Raw genomic sequence first — 19,069 nt, 5'->3', positions numbered from 1 at the left:
GCTGAAGCCGCTTTATTGGTGAGACTTTTCGGCATGGCTGAAGCCATGCCCTTAACGAACCAGCTAGCACACGAATTGCCTTTCCGCACGTGTCGCTACGCTCCATGAATGGGCCACCACCCACGATTAAGAAATGGCCAGTGCGAACAAGATATTTGGAAGAAGAACAGATCAGCGAAAGCTAAAGGGTTTTGGCTACTACTTCCAGTTTATCAATCGGGGACGATGAATCCGCATTCTTGAATGGGCTTGAGGAGCTTTGATTTGTTGCAGTTATGAATTCAGGGGCCTTGACAGGTTTTTCGATGGTGCAAGGGAAGCATCTGTCCTGTCAGGTGATTTATACTCGTAGCTTGCCCTGCATCCAGTGCAGTTCCTGTGGCTGTACATGGTTCCGCAAATCCCGGGCACCCGCCCATCGTCCTAAACGGTGGCGTTTTTTGAAGTGAAGGTCTTCAGTCAAGCATGATTCGTATTCTGCAGCAGGACAACCGCATTACAAAGATCCTCTTTGCGGTCATTATCGGTTTTGCGATTATCACGATGGTGATTACGCTTGTCCCTGGTGTCTTTGACAACTCTTCAGTCAATGATGCCAATACCTTCGCCGTGGTGCGTGAGCCCGGTCTGCTGGGGCGGCTGGGAATTGACAGCTCATCGGTGAGGATGACCGAAGTGAATCAGCTGGCGGCACGGCAGTTGCAGCAGCAGCGACTTCCGGAGTTCCTGCTGCCGTATATGTCGCAGCGGGCCGGTCAGATTCTGGTGCAGCGGCAGATATTGAAGCATGAGGCGGACCGCCTGAACTTAGAGGTCACAGATGCAGATCTGCGCCGCGAGTTGGAGACAGGGCCTTTTGCTCAGTACCTCTTCCCGGGCGGCAAGTACATCGGCGATGACGCCTATATGAACTTCGTGCAGAACTTCTTCCAAGTGAGTCGTGCGGATTTCGAGTCGCAGGTGAAGAGCGACATGGAGCTGCAGCGGTTGCAAGCACTGATTACGGGTGGTGTCAGTGTTTCGGACCAGGCTGTGCGAGAGGCATACCGGACGCAGGGAACCAAGGTGAAGTTCGATTATGCGGTCATCTCGGCAGACGATCTGCGGAAGACAATCAATCCTTCGGATGCGGACCTGGAGAAGTTCTTCAAGGACAACCAGGCGCGTTATGCGACGGCGATTCCTGAGACCCGCAAGATTCAGTATGTTTCGTTCGACGCATCGAACCTTCCTGGCGGCAAACCGCAGGTAAGCGATGCCGATATTCAGGCGTACTATAACCAGCACCAGTCGCAGTTCCAGGTGAAGGAGCAGGTGAAGGTCCGCCACATCCTGATCTCTGTTCCCAATGGGGCCGACAGCAAGACGGACGCGGCGGCGAAGGCCAAGGCAGAGGATCTGCTTAAGCAGATCAAGGGCGGCGCGAATTTTGCTGATCTGGCGACCAAGAATTCGGATGACCCCGGCAGCAAGACCCAGGGCGGAGAGCTTGGCTGGCTGGACCGCGGGCGCACGGTTCCTGAGTTCGACAAGGTTGCATTTTCGCTGGCCCCCGGACAGACGTCAGACGTGATCAAGACCCAGTTCGGTTATCACATTCTGCAGGTTGAGGAGAAGAAGACTGCCCACCTGCGCCCAATCGCTGAGGTCAAGAGTGAGATCGTTCCCATTCTTGAGCAGCAGCGTGTCGGAGCGGCAGAGCAGACCTATGCTTCAGCGCTTGCAGCGGATGCCAAGAAGAATGGCATGGAGAAGGCAGCTGCAGCACGCGGTCTTCATGCGGTTACAACCGACTACGTTGCGAAGGATGGAGTCGTGGCAGGACTGGCGGACAGCTCGGCGCTGTTGACCCAGGCCTTCACGGTGGTGAAGGGCGCTGATCCTGCCTCAGTTTCAACGGGAGACGGATACGCGGTCTTTCAGGTTCAGGACATCAAGGCAGCACATGCACCGAATTTTGCAGATTACAAGCCACACATTCTCGATGATTATCGTGAGCAGCAGATTCCGTTGCTTTTGAATACGCAGCTGAACAAGTTGGATGATCGCGCGAAGGTACTGAATGACCTGAAGAAGGCAGCAGCGGAGATGAAGATCCCTGTGAAGACCAGCGAGATGGTGGGACGGGACGCCCAGGTTCCTGAAATCGGTTCAATGAGCGGTCCGGCTGCGGTGGCATTCACCTTGAACAAAGGTGCTGTTTCCGGACCTGTAAATCTTGGGCGGGCGGGCATTGTTCTGACCGTCACTGATAAGCAGGAGCCAACAGCTGAAGAGATCACGAAAAACTTTGAGCAGACTCGTGAGCAGCTTCTGAATGATCAGCGAGAGCAGATCTTCCAGGTTTACGTTGGCAATGTAACGAAGAAGTACGAAGAGGCGGGAGCGATTCGTTATTCGAAGAAGCAGCCCGCGGCTCCGTCGCTGCCTTCTGGAAGCTAAATCAGCCTCGATTCTGAGAAATGCGGGGATTTCTCCACTCGCGCTTCGCACTCGGTCGAAATGACACAGCAAAGGGCTTGCTCTAAGAGAGCAGGCCCTTTTTGCATCCTAAAAGGTGGAATAAGCTGGAATCGGGTGATTTCAGCTTATTGATGCCTCAGTGACTGAAGCTGCATAGAATCGAACCCATTTCGGCACGACTGAAGCCGTGCCCTTAACGGAATGCGAAGGGGAGCGCGATGGGCGAACGAGAGAATGAGAAGCGGCTATCGGGAGTTTTGCTGCATGTAACCTCGCTTCCTTCGTATGGGGGCGTTGGAGACTTTGGTCCTGCGGCATATGCATTTGTCGATTTTCTTGTCACAGCCAAGCAGCGTCTTTGGCAGGTCCTTCCGCTGAGTCCGACGGGATATGGGAACTCTCCTTATTCTGCGCTATCGGCATTTGCAGGAAATCCTTTGCTGATCAGTCTGGAACGTCTGGTGGACGATGGCTGGCTTACCGCAGAGCGCATTGCCGGATTGGCAGGGCATGAGGGAGCAGCAGATTTCGAGAGGGCGAAGATGGAGAAGTTGCCGCTGATTGAAGAGGCGGCGAAGAATTTTCTGGAGCACGCGCCAGAGGATGCGAAGGGGAGATTTCAGCGATTTATCCAGAACAACAGTTCATGGTTGGCTGATTATGCAATGTTCATCGTGCTGCGTCGGCGATTCGATTATGCCTGCTGGAATGAGTGGCCCGAAGAGTTTGCGTATCGGCATGAGGCGGCGATTGCGGCGGTACTTAAGGATCATGCATACGAACTGGCGATCGAAGAGGTTGTGCAATTCTTTTTTGACGAACAATGGCACGCGCTTCGGGCGTACTGCGCGGAGCACGGGATTCGGATTCTTGGCGATGTGGCGATCTTTGTGAGCTTCGATAGTGCCGATGTATGGCGGCATCCTGAGGTGTTCGAACTGAATGAAAAGCGCAATCCGATCCGAGTTTCTGGAGTGCCGCCAGACTATTTTTCCGAGACCGGACAGCGATGGGGAAATCCTCTCTATCGCTGGCAGTATATGCAGGAGAGGGGATTTGACTGGTGGGTGGCGCGGGTGCGTCGATCTCTTGTGCTTTACGACATGATCCGGCTGGATCACTTTCGCGGGTTCGATGCCTATTGGTCGATTCCTGCGGAGGAGGAGACGGCAGTCAAGGGAGTGTGGGTCAAGGCTCCTGGACACGAGCTTTTTGGTCGTCTGAAAGATGTCTTTGGTGAACTTCCGTTTATCGCGGAGGATCTCGGGTTGATTACTCCTGAAGTCGACGAGCTTCGCGAGCATTTCGGGATGCCTGGGATGCGGGTGTTGCAGTTTGGTTTTTCGGATCGCGGCAGTCATCTGCACCTGCCACAGAACTTTATTCCGAATACAGTGGTGTATACCGGGACGCATGATAACAACACCACGCTGGGATGGTGGCGTGAGGACGCGAGCGAGCTGGAACGAAAGAACCTTCAGACTTATCTTGAACCAATACTGCATGAGGGCGAGGTGGTTTGGGCGATGATCCGGGCTGCTGAGCGATCGGTGGCGAATATCTGCATTGTTCCAATGCAGGATGTCCTGCATTTAGGAAGTGAAGCACGCATGAATACTCCGGCAGCGGCGGATGGGAACTGGACCTGGAGATATCGTCTGGACGCGCTTCATTCGGATTTTTCGGCTCAGTTGGCGGTGTTAATGGAGATGACGGACAGGGATGGTTATGTTTCGCCAGAGCGAGAACGAATCGAGATTGTGAGTGCCGCGCCGGAGTCGGCTTCGAGCATTTAGACTAAAAGAGCGATTTCAAAATCAGGAGTTCCCATGCCTCTTTCTGGCGAAGCCATCCGTACGATGAACTATGTTGACGACATCTCTGTGACCCTACGGCGCATTCTTGCCGTACTGCCGTCGCTGACAGATGAGGAGCGTCAGCGCGTTGCAGAGCATATCAAGCACGCCGATCCAAGCTACGATTCGGTTGTGGCGGCTGTGGCAGGAAAGAAGTGAGCAAAGAGGCAGGAGGTCCACAGTCTGGACAAAAGGTTCGGGTTGTGGCCGTGATCGGTGCGGGCAATGCCGGTCGCAGTTTCGCGATGGCGTGTTCTGCGGCCGGTTTTTATGTTGTCCTCGAAGATGTGCTGCCGTCGAACCTGCGAAAGGCTGAGGTGGAGTATTCCGATCTGAGTCAAAGGGGTGGCTTTGGCGCGCTTGAGCTTGCTTCGACCGTGGAAGATGCGGTGCGCGAGGCGGATATTGCCATCGATTTTGTACCGGACGAGCTGGAATCCAAGTTGGAGATTTTCAGCATGATCGATCGGATGGCTCCTCCGAAGACGATCCTTTGTACCCCCAGTACTGCTCTGAGCATTACTGATCTGGCGTCCTGCGTGTATCGTCCAGAGCGTTGCGTCGCCCTTCGGGGAGAGGTGGCCCGGGGTGAGGTGGTGCAGGTGGTCTATCCACCGACGGTGGATCGCGGTGTTCTTGAGACCGTGGAAGAGATGCTGCAATGCCTCGGTGCGCTTCCGGTCCTGATGGCTGACCCTGAAGACTCTGTTCTTACGAAGAACATGGCGTAAACGCTTTCGTTGGTATCTCCCCTTATAAATAGCGTGTTTCGTCACTTAGGGAACTCTTTTCTTCTATTTGCGTAACAGAAGAGAGTTATCGTAAGTCAAAAGAATTGCCATGCGCGCACTTGTGGACATCTTCGCTCAGGTCTTCCGTTCGATCGGAGCCAACAAGCTGCGTTCGTTTTTGACGATGTTCGGAATTGCATGGGGAGTGGCGTCTTTGCTGCTTCTGATCGGGTTGGGAGAGGGCTTTCGTTCTGGACAGCGTAGAAGCCTGGCTCAGTTGGGGCAGGACGTGATCATGATGTGGGGTGGGACGATTCCCGCTATGCCCAATCAGCATACGGGAATGAAGCCCTACAAACTGACGGTTTCGGATGCGGAGGCGATCCGCAGTCAGGCCGCCAATGTTCGCAATGTGACGGCTTTTATCAACCGGGGCGATCTAAAGCAAGTCAGCGAGTATTCGAGCTCAGGCGGGTCGGTGATGGGGGTTCAGGCGAACTACCCGGAGATCCGGACGATCCCGATGGCACAGGGGCGCTTCCTCAACCGGGATGACGTTGCCGATCGTCGGCGAGTGGTGGTGCTGGGACAAAAGAATAACAAGCTACTCTTTCCAGGACGCCCCTCGCTGGGGGCGTTCATTACGATCAACGGCGCCAGGTTCCAGGTGATTGGAGTGGCGGAGAAGATTGGCCGCGGAAATAACGATGGCGATAACCAGCGGCTTTATATTCCGCTGTCGACGATGCTGGAGCTGTTTCCGATAACAGGTGAAAACATTCCGCAGGATTCGGTTAGTTCGATTCAGTATCAGCCATTGACCCCGGATTTGAACGAGACGGCCAAGGCCGAGGTCCATCGGATTATCGCGGAGCGACACGGTTTTGATTCATCGGTGAAGGATGCCTTCGAGGAGTGGGACACCATCAAGTCCGAACGGACGGTGGGGCTGATCTTCACTGCGATGGACGTCTTTTTGGGCGGCGTAGGAATCGTAACGTTGGCGCTGGGAGCAGTTGGAATTATCAACATCATGTTGGTAACGGTGACGGAGAGGACAAAGGAGATTGGGCTACGCAAGGCATTAGGCGCGACCAAGCGCAGCATCCTTACGCAATTCTTTCTTGAGGGGCTGTTACTGACTGGTTTGAGTGGATTGATCGGGATTGCTGGTTCCGGAACACTGATGTTCGCTCTTGGAAAGGCGATGGGGAACAATCAGATGGGTTTCGACCCACCAAGGCTGGTTCCGTGGTCGGCGGCGATGGCGATGGGAACGCTTGTTCTGTGCGGAGTGGTTGCGGGCCTATATCCTGCGAGCAAAGCCGCGGCACTGGAGCCGGTAGAAGCGCTGAGGAAGGAGTAGCCAATGCTGAAGGACATCTTTGCCCAGGCGATGGAGGCGATGCGGTATAACGGCCGGCGCACGGCGATTACGATCGTCGGCATGGCGTGGGGAATTGCTACGGTTGTACTTCTGCTGGCCTATGGTGCAGGCTTCGGACGGGCCTTTGAGGCGATCTTTGCACAGTGGGGAACGCACATGATCGGCGTGTTTCCCGGGACAACGAGCGAACAGGCAGGAGGAACCAAAGCAGGAGTCAAGATCCGGTTTACGCAGGACGATGTTGAGCGAATTCAAGAGACGGTTCCGGGGATTCTTCACGTTTCACCAATGTTGTGGAAGCAGGTTCCGTTGCAGAACGATCTGCACACCTATACGTGGGAGGTGGATGGAGTCAAGCCTGAGCTTGCAGACATCATGAACATGCAGTTGGATGAGGGAAGGTTTCTTTCTGCGGCAGATGTCCAGCAAAGAAACCACGTCGTCGTGATTGGATCGGAGGCGAAGACGAAGTTGTTCTCTGGAATGTTTCCGTTGGGGCAGAAGATTCGGATCAATGGAATCAGCTTTGAGGTGGTTGGTGTACTCAAGCCCAAGATGCAGGAGGGTGACGACAATATCAATCGCATCAGCTACATTCCGTTCCCGACGATGGGAGATATCAAAGACACCAAATACCTCGACGGGATCTGGATGAACTATCACGGAGATCACATGGCCGTGGAACATGCGTTGCGTAACCAGATGGGCGCGACGCATGGGTTCCGTCCCACGGACAAGAACGCGATGTGGGTAGCGAATATCATGTCACAACTGGCACAATTCCGCATTATCTCGATCGCATTGCAGGCGCTGCTACTGTTTATCGGTGTTCTGACGCTGGGGATCGCGGGGATTGGGTTGATGAACATCATGCTGGTCAGCGTGCAACAGAGGACGCGCGAGATAGGAGTGGAAAAGGCTCTTGGAGCGCGTAAACGGCATATTTTGTTCCAGTTTCTGGCAGAGGCATTGGTTATTACCGGTGTCGGTGGCCTGGGCGGGATCGCTCTCGCGTTTACGGTCAGCAAGCTCGTTGGGGGAATCACCTTTTATAGTGCGATTGCCACCAATGCGAGCGCGGCGGATATTTATCTGTTGATCTCGCCAAATATCGTGATCATTGCGACGTCAGTTCTGGCGGTGGTCGGTATTGTCAGCGGGATGATTCCTGCAATCCAGGCAGCAAATCTCGACCCTATCGAGGCGCTGAGATACGAATAGACACCCTGCCTTGAGCTGTTCTCAATGGAGAAACTTACCGCTATTTCATTTCTGTATTCTTCCACTTCGACAAAAAGCCCCGGACAGAGTCCGGGGCGGAAGGGGAATCATCCACTCTAGGTCCGAATCGACATAGCATGGTGGAAGATGTTGTTCGGGTCGTATTTCTTCTTCACCTTCTGGAGGAAGGGATAAAGTTCCCCGGTGCCGTAGTACAGTTGCGGCCAATAGTCGTACTGGAGCATATCGGCATCGGGATAGTTGATGTAGCAACCCTCATACTGATCGCTCCAGAATGGAGTTCCGTTATACTTTGCTCCCGCAGTCGACTTTCCGTAAAGCTCGGTAAAGAGATCGCGAATCCATTGAGCATGTCCGGCATCCTGCGCGGGATCGGTCCAGCTTGCGATGAATTGGCACTTCAGGACGGATTCACGTTGAACGAGGGATGTCTCTTCCAGCATTTGCTTCTTATTCACGGCGCCTCCAAACGAATCGGAGAGCACCACGCAGCCTTTGAGGTCTACGCCGGGAATTGTGCGATTGAGATGCTTATAGAAGATGGCCGCTTCTTCCTTCGTAAAGCCATGCTTCATGTAGCTGGACTTGTACTTGTGTCGGAACTTGAGTTGCGGCTGTCCGGGAGGCCGACGGAACCCACCTGAAGGCGAATTGGCATCGATCCAGGAGAGTTTGTTGAGCGTATGGTTCGCAAGGCAGACCGGGCTCCCGGGATGGTTCGGTTCCGGATGGTGTTCCGCAATGGCTGGATGCCGGGTAAGTTCCGCGACAGGTTTGCACTCATCAAAGACTGCAAGATACTCATCGAGAACACGGGTATCGTTGACGGTCCCATCGGGATTTGTGAAGGCGACGCTGATGTTGAGATGCCCAGAGCTGCGATGGGTGAGTCCGAAGATCGAGAAGAGCCCCCAGGTGTCGGGGTCCTGGCCGCGCGTCTCCCAATAGTTTCCAAAGAGGTAGAGAATGCGGGAGAAGCGTTCCTCGGTCATACCTTCCCACTCAAAGCTGATGCCGCCGTTAATGACTTCAGCAGGAGCGGTGGGCAGAGTGTCGAAATAAAAATTTGTGATGATGCCGAAGTTTCCTCCGCCCGCTCCACGGCAGGCGCGAAGCAGGTCTGCATCGGTGCTTTTATTGGCATGGCGCACATGGGCTTTGCCCGCAGCGTCGATAGTTACGATATCGACAGCACTGACCCAGTCTGGAGTCACGCCATGCAGGCGGGAGAGCAGGCCGTATCCTCCGCCAGAGATATGGCCGCCTGCGCCGACAGGGCCACAGGTGCCGCCAGGAATCGTGACGAGGGCGCGCTTGTAGAGATTCGGGTAGGCCTGGCCTAACGTGCATCCGGCGCCAAGGCGGTACTTCGGTCCATGCGCTGGCGGTTCAGTTCCAGCGAGCAGGCTGAGGTCGATGATTGCTCCGCCTGGATTGTTGTCGACGAAGTCTTCGTAACAATGCCCGCCGGAGCGAACCGTGGGGCGCAGGCCCTGGTGGATGAAGCGCTCCAGCGCTTCGGCGACGTCATCGCTGTTATCGCAGAGCGCGATACGGCTGGCGCGGTCATGCTCTGTTGCTGGAAAACGACCGTTCTGTCCATGAGACAGACGCTCAAATCGAATGTCATCGCTGGACACGATCTCGATTGCCATGTGGAATATCTCCCGCAATGCACGATAACGCAGAGCGTTCTATTTGTGATATGGCATCCGCCCTAGAGAAACATAGACGTGCGGTTAACCATGGAAAAAGGTACTATTCGCTGGCTTCGCGCTTGTAGGGTTTCTGCATCAGCGAGCGAGCTTCATTGATTGCACCCTGCGTGTTGTCATTGGTCTGTACGGCTAAACGGTATTCGTTAACAGCGCGGTCCCGCTGACCAGTCACGTCAAAGATGTTGCCGAGTTTGATGTGGCTCCAGACCTCGGTCCACTTCGGATCGCCGTCTCCTCGGAGTGCATCGCGGAACGAGTTCGCAGCGGACTGATAGTTCCTTTGCATAAAGAAGATTTCGCCTATACGGTAAGCAGCGAGCGAACTGTTCTTGTTGGCATCCAGAGCCTTCTGGTATTCGATCAGGCCTGCGGTGAGGTCGCCCTGAGCGACCTGCTGCTGCCCCTTAAGAACAGCGACGCGAACAGCGAGGTCGGGAGTGGACTTGAGAAGCCAGTTCTGCGGGTCGATGGAAATGCGGCGAGGGCGGCCGAAGGTTTCGACGGAGAAGTTGCTTTCGGTGCCGGAGACGTCAACGCGGCGGATCTCGGTTTTACCGTCGGTTTCGATGCGCAGCTCAACGGGCATGCGGAAGAGATCGAGATCCTGGGCGATGGAGCCTACGGTGCGAAAGCCCTTGTTGTTGCCCAGCCGGAAGACGGTGTATTTGTTGGTGAAGGTGGGAGCGCCGGTGCCGTCACACCACTGTGCGAAGAATGGTGTCAGCTGAAGTTGTGATTGCGCTTCGGCCACGGTCTGGACATCGGAGGTGCGGACACCTTTATCGGCATACTGAGAGAGCACTCCGCGTAGAAATTTGAGGAAGACATCGTCTCCCATCTCCCAACGGAGCATATGAAAGACCATCGCGCCCTTTTCGAGGGTCATGGACTGGAATTGGGGAGAAAAGGGATCGAGGCGACCTAGTGTGGTGAGAGGTTCGGTGTCGTAGGCGAGCGCTCCGGCTTGCACGTCGGTAACGGCGGACTGGAAAGCTGCTTTGCCTGCGGAGTCTTCGACGTACATTAGCTCGGCATAGCGCGACATGCCGTTGGTGATCCAGGCATCGTTCAGAGTGGCGGGGGAGATCTCGGAGCCCCACCATTGATGCGCAAGGGTATTGGCGAGGAGACGAGAGTATGTTTTACCAGAGATGCGAGGGCCGGCGATGGCGGCAATCTCGGGCGCCCAGGTGGCGACGACAGCGTCCGAGGGTAGCTCGACCAGGTTGATCTGCCCGCTTTCAGGCTGTCCGAAGTCGGTGGACATGAACTCGAACTGTTTGGCGGCGTCCTGGGCAAAGGCAACGGCAGAGGCCTTATTCTTGTCGGTCACAAAGACGCGTATGTTGCCGACGCCGGGAGCGGTAATGGAGTCAACAAACTTGCCAGCGATGATTGTTCCGGGGAAGCCGGGCTTGGACCACTTGAAGGTGTATTCGGTACGGTTTCCAGGCAGGCTCTTCGGAGCGGCTACACCTGAGCCGGAGCCAACGACACGCTCGTTGCCTGGAACGCGGATGTGCATCTCTGCGGTGAACCGGTTGGTGTAGAGGCCGACCATGGGGAACCAGCGCCCGGGATAGAGCAGGATGCTGATGGGATCCTGCACGGAGGCGAAGTTGATACCCTCGACGGGGCTGGTCTCGGCTCCTTTGAGCGTACCGGCATACTCGAAGGTCCAGGTGGTAGAGGTCCCTTTGGGGATGGGATTGGTGAGGTTGAACCGGACAGTCGAGGTTGTGGCGACGCGCTCAGCCTCAAGCGGTTTCTTCGTGGCGTCGGTGACCTTGGAAAGCTGGAGACCGTTATTCAGCTCGAAGACCGGTGCGGTCAGGTCCTCCAATGCGGTAAAGGTAACTTCGGCAGTGGCCGAGAGCTTGTTGTCGGTGGGGTAGAGATCCGCGTTGATTACATATCCCGTGACCTGAAGCTGCGGACGCGGAGGCGCAGCCCAAGCCGTCGCTGTGAGGAAAAGGAAAGGGAGCAAGACTGCAAACAGCGTGCGAATTTTTGGGGCGAAAGCGCGCATGAAGGCCAAATTCCTCAACAACATCTGAACAATATGGTACTGCTGTATCCCTGCTGAGAGGCAGACTGTTTGTTTAGACGCTTGGAAGGGGCATTCGGCCTCGTTTGAGGAGCAAGTCCACTGCATCGGCCACCTGGGAGATGGAATTTGCTCCTACAGGCGGTAGTAGCTTCTGACGGAGAGCGGCGAGATCGGCCATCATCTGAATCCTTTGGGGGGTGTCATCGAGGAGAGGGCGGAGAGCCGAAGCCACGTTTGTAGCTGTGAAGTTGTCCTGGATCAGCTCAGGAACGATCCGGTGACCAGCGATGAGGTTGACCATACCAATGGGCGGGTTGCCGAACTCATCAGGGGCTCCAGAGGGCCAGACCTCTGGGGGATAGTGGACCAGGCGTTTTGCCAGACGGAAGGTGAGCGGAGACACTTTGTAGACGACGACAAAGGGATTCCCGATGACGGCAGCCTGGACAGTGGCGGTCCCACTGGCGACTATGGAGGCTCGAGCGTGGAAGAGGGCTTCGCGGGCATCAGGGACGAGATGAACCGCTGGTAAAGGCTGGTGCTGAGCAATGATCGCCTCGACGTCGGCAGGATGAATGGTGCTGGCGATCGGGAGAAGAAACTTGTAATTGTCTCCGAGCAAGGATGCAGCCTGAAGCATTGCCGGAAGATTGGAAAGAATCTCTTTTGTTCTGCTTCCGGGGAGTAGGCCGATCCATTGTTTGGATGGATCGAGCGAATGTTTCGAGGCGAACTCTTCGCGAGTGCTTGCGGGTAAGGGAAGCTCGGCCAGAGGATGTCCTGTGAAGGTGGCGTCGACGTTGCGGTTGCGGTAGAAGGGCTCTTCGAAGGGGAAGATGACCATCATGCGGTCGACACGCTGCTGAACCCACTGGAGGCGTCGACGTTTCCAGGCCCAGAGCTGTGGGCTGACGAAGTAGACGACAGGAATATTGAGGGTCTTGAGCTCGCGGGCAAGGCGGAGATTGACGTCAGGGAAGTCGATGAGGACTGCGGCTTGTGGTCGACGTTGCTTGATCGAAGCGACAAGGCGGCGATACGAGCCGTAGACGCGCGGAGCGTGTTTGATGACTTCGGTGATGCCCATATGCGCGACGTCTTCAGCCCTGACAATCCTCTCTTGTCCGGCAGATTCCATCTCAAGCCCTCCGAGGCCGAGGAAGGATGCGTCAGAATGACGGCGGAGGAGTTCGGTAATGATCTGCGCGCCGTAGTGGTCGCCTGAAGCCTCGCCGGCGGAGAGAAAAAAGGTCGGATTGGATGTTGTGGCGATGAGATCAGTGTAGATTCTTCTCGGGGGGATTGCATGGCGGGAACTGTGAAGCGGTTTCGCGCGGCACTGGAGCCGCTGCCTGGAGGTTTGGGCTGGGTTGTAGCGCGAGTTCCGTTTGATGTGTCGAAGACATGGAAGAAGATGGTGCGGCTACGGGTAAAAGTCGAGACGGGAGGCGAGGTTTTTCGCACCTCGTTATTTGCTGATTCTGCGCACAGAGGGCACTTTGTTTTGGTGAACAAAAAGATGCAGAGGGCCGCGGGGGTGAGTGTCGGTGGAATGATCGACCTTGCTGTGGAGCCGGACCTCGATGAGCGTGAGACGGAAGCTCCGCCGGAGTTGGAGAAGCTATTCAAGAAAGAGAAGTCGCTGGCGAAGTGGTATGCGAAGCTCAGTGACTCTATCCGACGGGACATCGCGAGGACTATCGATGAGGTAAAGAGCCCGGAGACGAAGCAACGGAGAGTCGAACAGATGGCCGAGAGGATGCTTTTAGCCATGGAGGGAGAGAAGGCATTGCCACCGATCCTCGAAGTGGCGTTTCGAAAACATCCTCGTGCAAAGGAAGGTTGGGAGAAGATGACCGAGATACAACGGCGTGGCCATCTCCTTGGCGTGTTCTATTACCAGAGCCCTGAGGCGAGAGAGAAGAGAGCAGGGAAAGTGGTTGAAGATTGTTTGAAGGTGGTGCAGAGATAGAGTGACATGACAATGCGGGGATTTCGCCACTCCGCTGCCTCCTAACGGCGTCAGCTTCGGTTGAAATGACACGGTGGCACGGGCGGTTCGAGCTTGAATGGAGAGCGTAAAAAGTGGGCCGCCAATAGATGGCGGCTCTAAGTCTCTGGTTGCTGGCTTTCAATTAACCTTGATTGGTATGGAGAACACGATAGCTTTCTCCGCCCTGTGACCACACCAGCAGAAGAACATCCTGTCCTGCGGGAATGGCGTGGACTTTAGCGACGGCCTGGCTTGCGGAATCAACATTCTGACGGTTGACCTGCACGATGACGTCACCAGGTTGAAGTCCGGCATCCTCGGCAGGGCTTCCTGGGCGTACGTTCTGTATGGCTGCGCCCTTAATGCTGTCAGGGAGGTTGAGCTGCTGGCGTACATCCGGCGTGATATCGGACATCGCTAAGCCGAGTTTGCCTTGCTGCTGCCCTCCGTTGCTATTTTCGCCATCGTTGCTGGCGACTTTGTTCTTGGCGTTATATTCACCAACGGTGAGATCGATGTTTTGATTGTGACCGTTGCGCAGAACACCAAGCTGTACTTTCGTTCCAGGAGTCGTTCCGGCAATGGCAAGCTGGAGATCGCTACCGTTGATGATCTTCGTACCGTTGAGCTGGCGGATGACATCGCCGTTCTCTAAACCTGCACGGCTCGCAGGTGAGCCTGGTGTGACCTGCGCGATGATGGCTCCCGTAGCATCGGGAAGGTTGAAGAAGTGGGCGTTTTCAGGTGTCACGTCATTCATGCTGATGCCGAGATATCCATGATGAACGCCGCCAGTCTTGATGATCTGGTCTGCGGTCGCCTTTGCTACCTGGGAGGGGATAGCGAAGCCAGCTCCAGCAAACGATCCGCTATTGGAAATGATGAAGGTATTGATTCCGATCAGTTCACCGTGGGAGTTGACCAGCGCTCCGCCGGAGTTTCCGGGGTTGATTGCAGCATCTGTTTGGATGTATCCACCGAGCTTGCGGGCATCGTCGGAATAGGGGTTCTGACGGTTGACGGCGCTAATGATTCCGCGGGTGACGGAGAACTGGAAGTAGCCGAAGGGGCTGCCGAAGGCAAGCACGGTTTGGCCAGGGTGAAGTTTCTCGGAGTTGCCCCAGGACATGTAGGGGAGATCTTTGGAGTCCACCTTGATGACTGCGAGGTCGGTGAGTTTGTCAACGCCAACTATCTTGGCGTTCAGGACACGGCGATCATGAAGTGTGACCTTGATCTGGGTCGCTCCATCGACGACATGATTGTTCGTGATGATGTAACCATCTGGCGAAATGATGACGCCGCTTCCGACTCCGTGTTGCAACGGCTGTTGCTCAGGCGCGGAGCGCTGGCCACGGCCATTGCCTCCAAATGGAATACCGAAAAACTGAGCGAACCCCGGAGGCAGATCCTGGGGATCGACACCCTGCATCTGAGCCTGCTGCTCTTCGTTACCACGCGAAGTAACGGCAACGTTGACGATAGCTGGAGTAACGCGTGCAGCTAGTGCTTCCATGGCCTGGTCCATCGCAGTGAGAGCGGAGACGCTGGAGTCGTCGAGCGGAGCCGCCGAAACAGCGGAGGCGTGTACGTTGCTGGAGTGAATCGCAAATGCGGATGCGAGGACTGCTGTGGCAGCAGCTACACCAGCCGGGAGAGCGATTCGCTTGAATTGATCTACTAGTTTATTAGTTGATTGAGTCATAATCCTTCCTCATTCCTGAGAAGATTGGGGGTCTAAAGTTGGACGATCAGCCAGCCATCTCCAAAGGGAACGGCGGCATACGATGGCGCGAAATCTGTCGTGATGTAGTAGGCCCGAACTGTGTTGCGATGCGAGCGCGATGGTGTTGTGGAACTGCTGCCAGCCTTAGTCTGAACAACACGAGGTGTTTGCTGGAAGGAGGTTCGGGGGCTGGTGGCTTCAGAGCGTCCATTCTGTTTCAGTGCAGGCTTTTTGGCGTGCGCAGACGCAGGCCGAGTAGAAGGCATGGTTGCTTTGAGCAAGGTCATGCGAGGTTGAGACGCTGCTTCGGAGTGGTAGAGAACGGGGACAGAAGATGTGCGGCTGGAGATGACCGAAACCGCAGAAAGCTCAGAAGCTGTAAGTACAGGCGCAGAGGAGAATGAGACAAGGCGCGGTGCATGAACGAGCATCAACGAACCCCCTCCTAAAATGAGGAAGAGAGCTGCAAAGGCGGACCTGGTCCAGGAAGGCGAGAGCTGGTGAACGGGCTTGAGTAGTGCGTGGACTCGATGGCTGAGTTCTGACCGATGGGTCCAGGCGCTAAGGGCAAGTGCTACGCGACTGGAGAATAGCCGGTGTTCTGCCAGACGCGTAAGGCTGTGCGCATAGTCGAACGGTGCGGAGGTTTTTGCGATCACTCCTGCATCGCAGGCAAGTTCGCGTTCCAGAGAGAGGCGACGGTCGGCCACCCAGAGTGCCGGATTGAGAGGGAAGAGTGCCAGGATGATTTTCTGGGCTAAGTTAATCCAGTCGTCGTAGCGGCGTAGGTGCTCGCATTCATGGAGAATGATGTGCTCGAGTTGAGGTTGAGATAGCTCAGCGAAGAGCGATTCGGGCACGAGCAGGCGCGGCGAGAAAAAGCCGATGACGCAAGGTGAATCGATATCGCGCGAGGTGCAGAGTTCGGCGCGGCGGCCGCTTGTCTGAAGAAGGGCCAATACTGAGGGCGAGACCGAGACCGGGGAGGCATCTTTCCAGATGCGATGCGTTTGTCTGGCTTGATAAAGAAGCTGGGCGAAGCGAAAGACTGTGAGCACGACCCAGATGCTAAGGATCACGATGGTCCAAATCGGTGTCAGGTGCAGGACGGCGGAGGAGCCGGTTCCGCCAGGTGTCTGGAGGCGCAGAAGGGGAACGGCAATGATTAGGAGGAAGGCTACTCCCCAGACAATAAAACGAGCAGAAGACGAGATGCGCGAGACAAGGCGCAGACTGAGAGCAACGACGGCGGCGACCAAGACACCCTGCCAGAGTCCTGCGGTGAAAACTTCTGCGGCAAATTGTGAAAGAGGAGTACTTGGCATTACGATTCCTCCTTCTGTGCAGCTTCGGCTTCGGCGATGGCCTGCTTGAGGCGCTGAAGCTCATCGAAGGTGACTTCTCCATCGCCAAGCAAGGAAAGCATTAGCCGCTCGCGGGAGTTATCGAAAAAACGGCCGAGGACGTGGCGTATCTCAGAGCGACTTGCGTCGTGTTCGGCGACGCAGGGCATGTAGAGGAAAGCCCGACCTTCCTGGCGGTGCTGGACGTAACCCTTCTGTTCAAGAATGCGAACTGTAGTCAAGACTGAGGTATAGGCCAGAGGAGCCTCGGAGGACATAGCTGCGACGAGGTCGCTGACCAGAGACTCTCCGCGATCCCAGAGAATCCGCATGATGCGGAGCTCGGCTTCAGTCAACGTATTGGAGCGCTTTGGCGGCATCCCAAAATCCATTCCCATGACGGGACATAGATATGACGGAGCAACTAGGGAATTAGTTAGCGGAGGAGAAATGTAATTTCCCGGGTAGGTTTCAGGCAGTGCTGGGCTCGAGGGAGGGGGTGGAATCGGTTCCGGAGTCAAGCTCCTGGTCTTTGTATTGGAGCTGATAGAGCTTCCAGTAGAGGCCGCGTTGGGCGAGGAGCTGCTGGTGGGTTCCGTGCTCGCGTAAATGGCCCTTGTGCATGACCAGGATGGTGTCGGCGCGCTGGATGGTGGAAAGCCGATGTGCAATCAGGATGGAGGTGCGACCAGTGATCATGCGCGTGAGGGCGAGGCGGACACGAAGTTCGGTATCGGTATCGACGGAGCTGGTGGCCTCATCGAGGACGAGAATACGCGGTGCGTGAGCGAGGGCGCGGGCGAAGCTGATGAGTTGCTTCTGTCCGGTGGAGAGAGTGGCTCCGCGCTCCTGAACGGGCTCTTTGAACTTCCCAGGAAGCGTGCGGATGAAATCGCCGATGTTGACCTCGTCGCAGGCTTTTTCCAAAGCTTCGTCAGTAATCCATGAAGAGCCGAGGCGGACATTGTCGGCGATGGTGCCGCTGAAGAGGAACGGGTCCTGGAGGACGACTCCGAAGCGACGTCGTAATGCGGTGAGATCCTGGTCGCGGACATCGACTCCGTCGACGAGGATGGTGCCGTGCTGGATATCGTAGAAGCGCATCATCAGACTGGTGATGGTGGTTTTGCCAGCTCCGGTGTGGCCGACGATGGCGGCTGTTTCGTCGGGTTCGATGATGAAGGACACGCCGCGGAGAATCCACTCAATGTCAGTCAGAGGCCCGGATTCAAAAGCAGATTCCTCTATGGTTTCGTCATTCCGGAAGGACAAATCGCGTAGAGCAGTTTCCTGTTCAGAGCTGAGTTTTTGGTAGGTAAACCAGACATTACGGAACTCGACTCGGCCGGAGTTGTTGCCGGGGGTGGGATTTGCGGGCGAGACGATCTCGGGTTGAGTGTCGAGTAGTTTGAAGACGCGCTCAGCTGCGGCCATAGCAGCCTGCAGAATGTTGTACTTTTCGCTGAGATCCTGAATGGGGCGGAAGAAGCGTTGCGCGTACTGGATGAAAGCAATCAGGACACCGATGGTGACGGTTCCGAAGAGGCTGGTGTGGACCGCACTACTACCTGGCACAAGGTAGGTATATTGCGTCAGCCAGGAGAAGCTCTCGGTATGGAGAATGCTGATTCCTCCACGCCAGATGACGAGCGCGATGGCAGTAGAGCTTAGGAACTCAACGATGGGGTAGTAGAGAGCGTAGGCGAAGATGGCGTCGGTCCATGCCTTTTTGTTTTCGGCATTGACCTGTGAGAAGTCCTGGAAGGCCCGGCGCTCGCGATTGAAGAGCTGCACGATTGCCATGCCGGAGACATACTCCTGCGTGAAGGAGTTGATGCGTGCGGTCGCAGAACGCTGGCGCCGGTAGCTGTCGCGGACGTGACGGCGGAAGATGCGGGTGACGTAGAGGATGGCGGGGATGACGGAGATGGTGAGCAGGGCCAGCGGCCAGCTCATACGCATCATGATGATGACGATGAAGGCCAGTACGAAGACATCCTCAAAGATGGCAAGAACGCCGGAGGTAAACATCTCGTTGAGAGCATCGACATCGGAGGTGACGCGGGTGACGAGACGACCGACGGGATTGCGATCAAAGAAGGACGGCGACATGCGCTGGAGATGTCGGAAGATCTGGCTGCGCATGTCGAACATGATCTTCTGGCCGGTCCACTGCATGAGGTAGGTTTGGACAAACTCAAGACCGAAGCTTGTGAGCAGCGCACCAAAATAGAGAGACGCGAGTTGAGTGATGCCGGTCATCGGTGCGGGGCTAAGACGGTGCGACAGCCAGGAGAGTTCAGCGGGTGGTGTCGAGGTCATATAGGTATCGACCGCAACCTTGACGAGGTAGGGTCCCATGACATCGGTGGCAGCCTTGATGAGGATGGCAATGGCGGAGAGGATGACCTGAAGCCTGTAAGGACGAAGGTAGGTTAACAGACGACGCATAATGCGTCCGTCATACGCCTTGCCTGAGATTTCGTCGTCCTGCGCTGGTTTTTTCGCAGGCTCTTTCGCGACGTCTTCGGATGTCTGCTGATCGGCCATCGATATCTAT

Annotated in this window: 14 protein-coding genes; 7 read left to right on the top strand and 7 right to left on the bottom strand. The window is 55.8% G+C overall.

What is annotated here, in order from left to right:
• Positions 1-465: 465 nt before the first annotated feature.
• The 6 genes from H7846_RS10875 to H7846_RS10850 all read left to right on the top strand — a co-directional run bounded on the left by H7846_RS10875 (position 466) and on the right by H7846_RS10850 (position 7,658).
• Positions 466-2,442, top strand: coding sequence for a peptidylprolyl isomerase (locus tag H7846_RS10875; protein WP_186692063.1), 1,977 nt, complete (start codon positions 466-468; stop codon positions 2,440-2,442).
• A gap of 239 nt (positions 2,443-2,681) precedes the next feature.
• Positions 2,682-4,259 carry a 4-alpha-glucanotransferase gene (malQ, locus tag H7846_RS10870; protein WP_186692061.1) on the top strand — a complete coding sequence of 526 codons (1,578 nt, stop codon included), beginning with the start codon at positions 2,682-2,684 and terminating at the stop codon, positions 4,257-4,259.
• A 33-nt stretch (positions 4,260-4,292) separates the two neighbouring features.
• Positions 4,293-4,478 carry a hypothetical protein gene (locus tag H7846_RS10865; protein ID WP_186692059.1) on the top strand — a complete coding sequence of 62 codons (186 nt, stop codon included), beginning with the start codon at positions 4,293-4,295 and terminating at the stop codon, positions 4,476-4,478.
• Positions 4,475-5,050, top strand: coding sequence for a 3-hydroxyacyl-CoA dehydrogenase NAD-binding domain-containing protein (locus H7846_RS10860; RefSeq protein WP_255460558.1), 576 nt, complete (start codon positions 4,475-4,477; stop codon positions 5,048-5,050). The genes H7846_RS10865 and H7846_RS10860 overlap by 4 nt, the downstream gene beginning before the upstream one ends.
• Positions 5,051-5,159: 109 nt before the next feature.
• Positions 5,160-6,416: an ABC transporter permease gene (locus tag H7846_RS10855; protein WP_186692057.1), complete on the top strand. Its 1,257-nt coding sequence runs from the start codon at positions 5,160-5,162 to the stop codon at positions 6,414-6,416.
• 3 nt (positions 6,417-6,419) lie between these two features.
• Complete coding sequence (locus H7846_RS10850) at positions 6,420-7,658, top strand: ABC transporter permease (RefSeq protein WP_186692056.1); 1,239 nt, start codon at positions 6,420-6,422, stop codon at positions 7,656-7,658.
• Between the two features lie 116 nt (positions 7,659-7,774).
• Here the strand turns inward: H7846_RS10850 and H7846_RS10845 are convergent, their stop codons facing one another.
• The 3 genes from H7846_RS10845 to lpxB form a co-directional block, all read right to left on the bottom strand.
• On the bottom strand, positions 7,775-9,334 hold the full coding sequence (locus tag H7846_RS10845; RefSeq protein WP_186692055.1) for an FAD-dependent oxidoreductase: 1,560 nt from the start codon (positions 9,332-9,334) through the stop codon (positions 7,775-7,777).
• Positions 9,335-9,437: 103 nt separating this feature from the next.
• Positions 9,438-11,426, bottom strand: a complete 1,989-nt coding sequence (locus tag H7846_RS10840) for a M1 family aminopeptidase (protein WP_186692053.1) — start codon at positions 11,424-11,426, stop codon at positions 9,438-9,440.
• A 73-nt stretch (positions 11,427-11,499) separates the two neighbouring features.
• On the bottom strand, positions 11,500-12,720 hold the full coding sequence (lpxB, locus tag H7846_RS10835) for a lipid-A-disaccharide synthase (protein WP_186696317.1): 1,221 nt from the start codon (positions 12,718-12,720) through the stop codon (positions 11,500-11,502).
• 33 nt (positions 12,721-12,753) lie between these two features.
• Between lpxB and H7846_RS10830 the strand changes: the two genes are divergently transcribed.
• Positions 12,754-13,419: a YdeI/OmpD-associated family protein gene (locus H7846_RS10830; protein ID WP_186692051.1), complete on the top strand. Its 666-nt coding sequence runs from the start codon at positions 12,754-12,756 to the stop codon at positions 13,417-13,419.
• A 163-nt stretch (positions 13,420-13,582) separates the two neighbouring features.
• On the opposite strand, the gene H7846_RS10825 is transcribed toward H7846_RS10830, so the two are convergent.
• The 4 genes from H7846_RS10825 to H7846_RS10810 all read right to left on the bottom strand — a co-directional run bounded on the left by H7846_RS10825 (position 13,583) and on the right by H7846_RS10810 (position 19,059).
• On the bottom strand, positions 13,583-15,145 hold the full coding sequence (locus H7846_RS10825; RefSeq protein WP_186692049.1) for a trypsin-like peptidase domain-containing protein: 1,563 nt from the start codon (positions 15,143-15,145) through the stop codon (positions 13,583-13,585).
• A gap of 32 nt (positions 15,146-15,177) precedes the next feature.
• Positions 15,178-16,491, bottom strand: coding sequence for a M56 family metallopeptidase (locus tag H7846_RS10820; RefSeq protein WP_186692047.1), 1,314 nt, complete (start codon positions 16,489-16,491; stop codon positions 15,178-15,180).
• The gene (locus H7846_RS10815; RefSeq protein WP_186692045.1) at positions 16,491-16,889 is read right to left on the bottom strand and encodes a BlaI/MecI/CopY family transcriptional regulator; all 399 of its coding nucleotides are present in this window, start codon (positions 16,887-16,889) and stop codon (positions 16,491-16,493) included. The genes H7846_RS10820 and H7846_RS10815 overlap by 1 nt, the downstream gene beginning before the upstream one ends.
• A 91-nt stretch (positions 16,890-16,980) precedes the next feature.
• Positions 16,981-19,059 carry an ABC transporter ATP-binding protein gene (locus H7846_RS10810; RefSeq protein WP_186692043.1) on the bottom strand — a complete coding sequence of 693 codons (2,079 nt, stop codon included), beginning with the start codon at positions 19,057-19,059 and terminating at the stop codon, positions 16,981-16,983.
• Positions 19,060-19,069: the final 10 nt, after the last annotated feature.

The organism is Edaphobacter sp. 4G125 (genome assembly GCF_014274685.1).
Lineage (GTDB): Bacteria > Acidobacteriota > Terriglobia > Terriglobales > Acidobacteriaceae > Edaphobacter.
Note: the sequence above shows the minus strand (reverse complement) of the source record. Positions and strands in the feature narration are given on the sequence as shown.